Annotated in this window: 1 protein-coding gene; it reads left to right on the top strand. The window is 43.4% G+C overall.

The window, feature by feature from the left end:
- The coding region (locus ABXZ32_RS15735) for a beta strand repeat-containing protein (RefSeq protein WP_354619638.1) at positions 1 to 4,512 on the top strand (4,512 nt) is incomplete at both ends.

Below are 4,512 nucleotides of genomic sequence, written 5' to 3'. Positions count from 1 at the left end.
ACACGGTGACCACTTTGGTGGACAACGGTGATGGGAGTTTTACCTACACTTCCGAGAATGGAACGATTACCACCTTTACGGAGACATTATCCATTTTGGTGGACAATGCCAACGGTACTTTTACCTATACCAATGAGGATGGGGTGGCTACTACGTTTGATGCCAAACGTTCTACAGCTTTGGATAATGGCGATGGTACATACACAATAACTGATGATTCAGGAAATGCAGTAACCATTGATTCTAATCAATTGGCAGGATCTTTAGTTAATAATGGAGATGGAACTATAACCTATACCGATGGTACAGGACCAGCCCAAACTATTGATTTGATAAGTAATGATGCTAATAATGATATTGTAGTTGGTACAGACGGAGGTTTATATTTAAATGTAGCTTCAGTAACGATTTCGGAAACAATTACCAATATTTCTGATACTGGTGACGGTACAATTACTTACGTAAATGAAAGCGGGACAACACAAAAAGTGAACAAGGCCAATATCACCGATAATTTGGATGGTACTTACACTTTTACCAATAATGACGGGAGTGATGTGATCATCAATACCAATGGTGTGACCATATCAAATGTTATTGCTGGAAATAGAATTGCAACAGTAACTGATGCTGCCGGTACGGTAACAGACATAGATGAGACAATAACAACCCTTGCTGACAATGGCGACGGTACCTTCACACATACTAGTGAAAATGGCACTGTTACATTATTTGATGCCAAGAGGGCCACAGTTGTTGATAATACCAATGGAACATACACCATTACGGATGATTCTGGTACGGCGGTACTAATTAATACAAACCAAACGACAAGTAGCCTGGTTGATAATGGAAATGGTACATACACCTATACAGATGAAACTGGTACACCTCAAGTTATAGATACTAGGGCAAATTCTAATCCTTATACCCCAACTTCCGGATTGACATCAACAGATGTACAGGGTGCATTGGATGAATTGGCGGCAAGTAATGCAGCTGATAATGATACTGATGCTACCAATGAGCTACAAACCTTGACCTCTACGGATGGTTCGGTTACTTTGACACCTAGTGGAAATGACTACGATCTTTCTGTTGCTGCAGCTGACGGTTCAGAAACGAAAGTGACCGGAGCAGGTATTAATACAGTTTCCGGAACTGGAACAATTGCTGATCCTTATATAGTGACAGGCACGGAAGTGGACGGTAGCATTACCAACGAGGTAAACACTGCCTTTGCAGTAAACGGTGCCAATCTGGAAATTACAGATAGTAACAGTACACTTTCAGTTCCTTTGGCAAGTTTGGGTACAGATGACCAGACCGCTTCTGAGGTTAATATTACCGATGCGGCAGGCAATTTCACTGCTACCGAAGTTGAAGGTGCCTTGGCTGAATTGGCAGCGGGGAGTTCAGATGACCAGACGGTAACCGTCTTCAGTATGGATGCCGCTAAAATATTGACCATCACCTTGGAAGATGGAAACACGCAAACTGTAGACCTCTCCACTTTGAATGACAATGGTACAGACGATCAGGCTTTAAGCTTGGTAGGTAACATTTTGACTTTGGAAGATGGCGGAACGGTAGACCTTACCCCATATTTGGATAATATTGACAATCAACAAATAAGTTTTGCAGGAAATATATTGACCTTAGGCAATGGAACTGGAGCGGATACCACAGTGGATCTTTCCGGGTACATTTCTACAGATGACCAGGCTTTGAGCTTGGTAGGAAATACGTTGACCTTGGAAGATGGTGGCACGGTAGACCTTACCCCATACATGGACAATTCTGATGATCAGGCAATCACGACATTCAGTTTGGACGATATCACCAAGATATTGACACTAACCTTGGAAGATGGTGGAACACAAACTGTAGATTTTACTGCTGTTTTGGCTGCCGCGGATACCAATACAACAAACACAAGAATGGAAATTAATGGATCCGATCTGGAACTGGAAGATTCAGATGGAGCTGTTTTGTCTGTTTCCCTTGCGGCTTTGGCTGCGGCAACGGATACTGATGACCAGACCTTGAGCATAATAGGAAACGACTTAACCATTCAAGATGGTAATACTGTAACCCTGCCATCAGCAGACGGTACGGAAACAAAAGTTAACGCTGGCACCAATGTAACGGTAGCCGGTGATGGCTCCATTGCTACCCCATATGTGGTTAGTGTGGCTACTTTGGATGATGCGGATGCAGATCCAACAAACGAAATTCAAACCTTGACCTCTACGGATGGATCGGTTACATTGACACCTAGTGGAAATGATTATGATCTTTCTGTTGCTGCAGCTGACGGTTCTGAAACGAAGGTGACCGGAGCGGGCATTAATACAGTTTCCGGAACTGGAACAATTGCTGATCCTTATATAGTGACAGGCACGGAAGTGGACGGTAGCATTACCAACGAGGTAAACACTGCCTTTGCAGTAAACGGTGCCAATCTGGAAATTACAGATAGTAACAGTACACTTTCAGTTCCTTTGGCAAGTTTGGGTACAGATGACCAGACCGCTTCTGAGGTTAATATTACCGATGCGGCAGGCAATTTCACTGCTACCGAAGTTGAAGGTGCCTTGGCTGAATTGGCAGCGGGGAGTTCAGATGACCAGACGGTAACCGTCTTCAGTATGGATGCCGCTAAAATATTGACCATCACCTTGGAAGATGGAAACACGCAAACTGTAGACCTCTCCACTTTGAATGACAATGGTACAGACGATCAGGCTTTAAGCTTGGTAGGTAACATTTTGACTTTGGAAGATGGCGGAACGGTAGACCTTACCCCATATTTGGATAATATTGACAATCAACAAATAAGTTTTGCAGGAAATATATTGACCTTAGGCAATGGAACTGGAGCGGATACCACAGTGGATCTTTCCGGGTACATTTCTACAGATGACCAGGCTTTGAGCTTGGTAGGAAATACCTTGACCTTGGAAGATGGAGGTACTGTTGATCTTGCCCCATATTTGGACAATACGGATACACAAGATCTATCCATAGATGCAACCGGAAAGATCATCTCTTTGGTAGATGGTGGGTCTGTAACGATTAATGCTGACGATGCGGATTCCGATCCTACAAACGAATTAACGGATTTGAATTTGGCTGCCAATATCTTGACACTGACCAATCCTGCTACCGGAGGTAATCAGGTAGATTTATCATCTTATGTAAACACAGATACACAAGATCTTTCGATTGATGCAACAGGAAAGATCATCTCTCTAGTGGATGGTGGTTCGGTAACTATTGATGCGGATGATGCGGATGCGGATCCAACCAATGAAATTCAAAACCTAAACCAAGTATTGGCAACTGGTAATGATGCCGGTGCCCAGGGAATAACAAACCTATTGGATCCTGTGAACCCACAGGATGCAGCCACTAAAAATTATGTGGATAGTGTTGCCGATGACGATATTACAGGAGTTAGCTTTAATTCAGGAACCAATACCTTAACGGTTGACGAAGGAACTACAAGTTTCTCTACAGACCTTACAACATTAAGTGAGACCGTTGTAGGGGCCAATGATATAACTGTTACGGATGATGGTAATGGTAATTATACTGTCGATTACTTGGACGGAGATAAGGATGCGACCAATGAGTTCAATACCGCATTGGGTATGAACGCCGGTAGCCTTGAAATTACAGACGGTGGAGGTACGCTTTCCACAGGAATGATCAGTACAGATGCCAATAACGATATTGCCTTTGGTGCTGATGGTAAATTGTATTTGAATGTTGCCTCGGTAACTATTTCAGAAACGATTACCAATTTATCTGATACTGGAGACGGTACAGTGACCTATGTAAATGAAAATGGGATCACTCAAAAAGTGAATAAGGCCAATATCACTGATAATTTAAATGGCACCTATACTTTTACCAATAATGATGGTTCGGATGTGATCTTGGATACTAGGGCTAATTCAAACCCTTATAACAATGTGCCATCTGGCTTAACAGCTACAACTGTTCAGGCGGCTATTGACGAATTGGCAATTGGCAGTACGGATGACCAGGCCTTGAGCTTGGCAGGAAATACCTTGACCTTGGAAGATGGCGGTACTGTTGATCTTGCTCCTTATTTGGACAATACGGATACCCAAGATCTCTCTATCGATGCGACAGGAAAAATCATCTCCTTAGTTGACGGTGGTTCTGTTACCATCAATGCGGACGATGCGGATTCCGATCCAACGAACGAAATTCAGACATTGAGTTCTACAGACGGGTCAGTTACCTTGGTGAAGACAGGTGATGATTATGATCTATCAGTAGCCGTTGCAGATGGTACTGAGACCAAGGTAAACGCTGGGACAAATGTTACCGTTGCCGGTAATGGTACCATTGCCACTCCTTATGTGGTGAGTGTTGCCACTTTGGACGATGCCGATGCGGATCCAACAAACGAATTGATCACGAGTGCCAACTTGACTGGCACGGACCTGAATATCATTGATGCCGGAGGGACAACGA

Origin of the sequence: Sediminicola luteus (assembly GCF_040566555.1) — a bacterium.
Taxonomy (GTDB): Bacteria; Bacteroidota; Bacteroidia; order Flavobacteriales; family Flavobacteriaceae; genus Sediminicola.
Note: the sequence above shows the minus strand (reverse complement) of the source record. Positions and strands in the feature narration are given on the sequence as shown.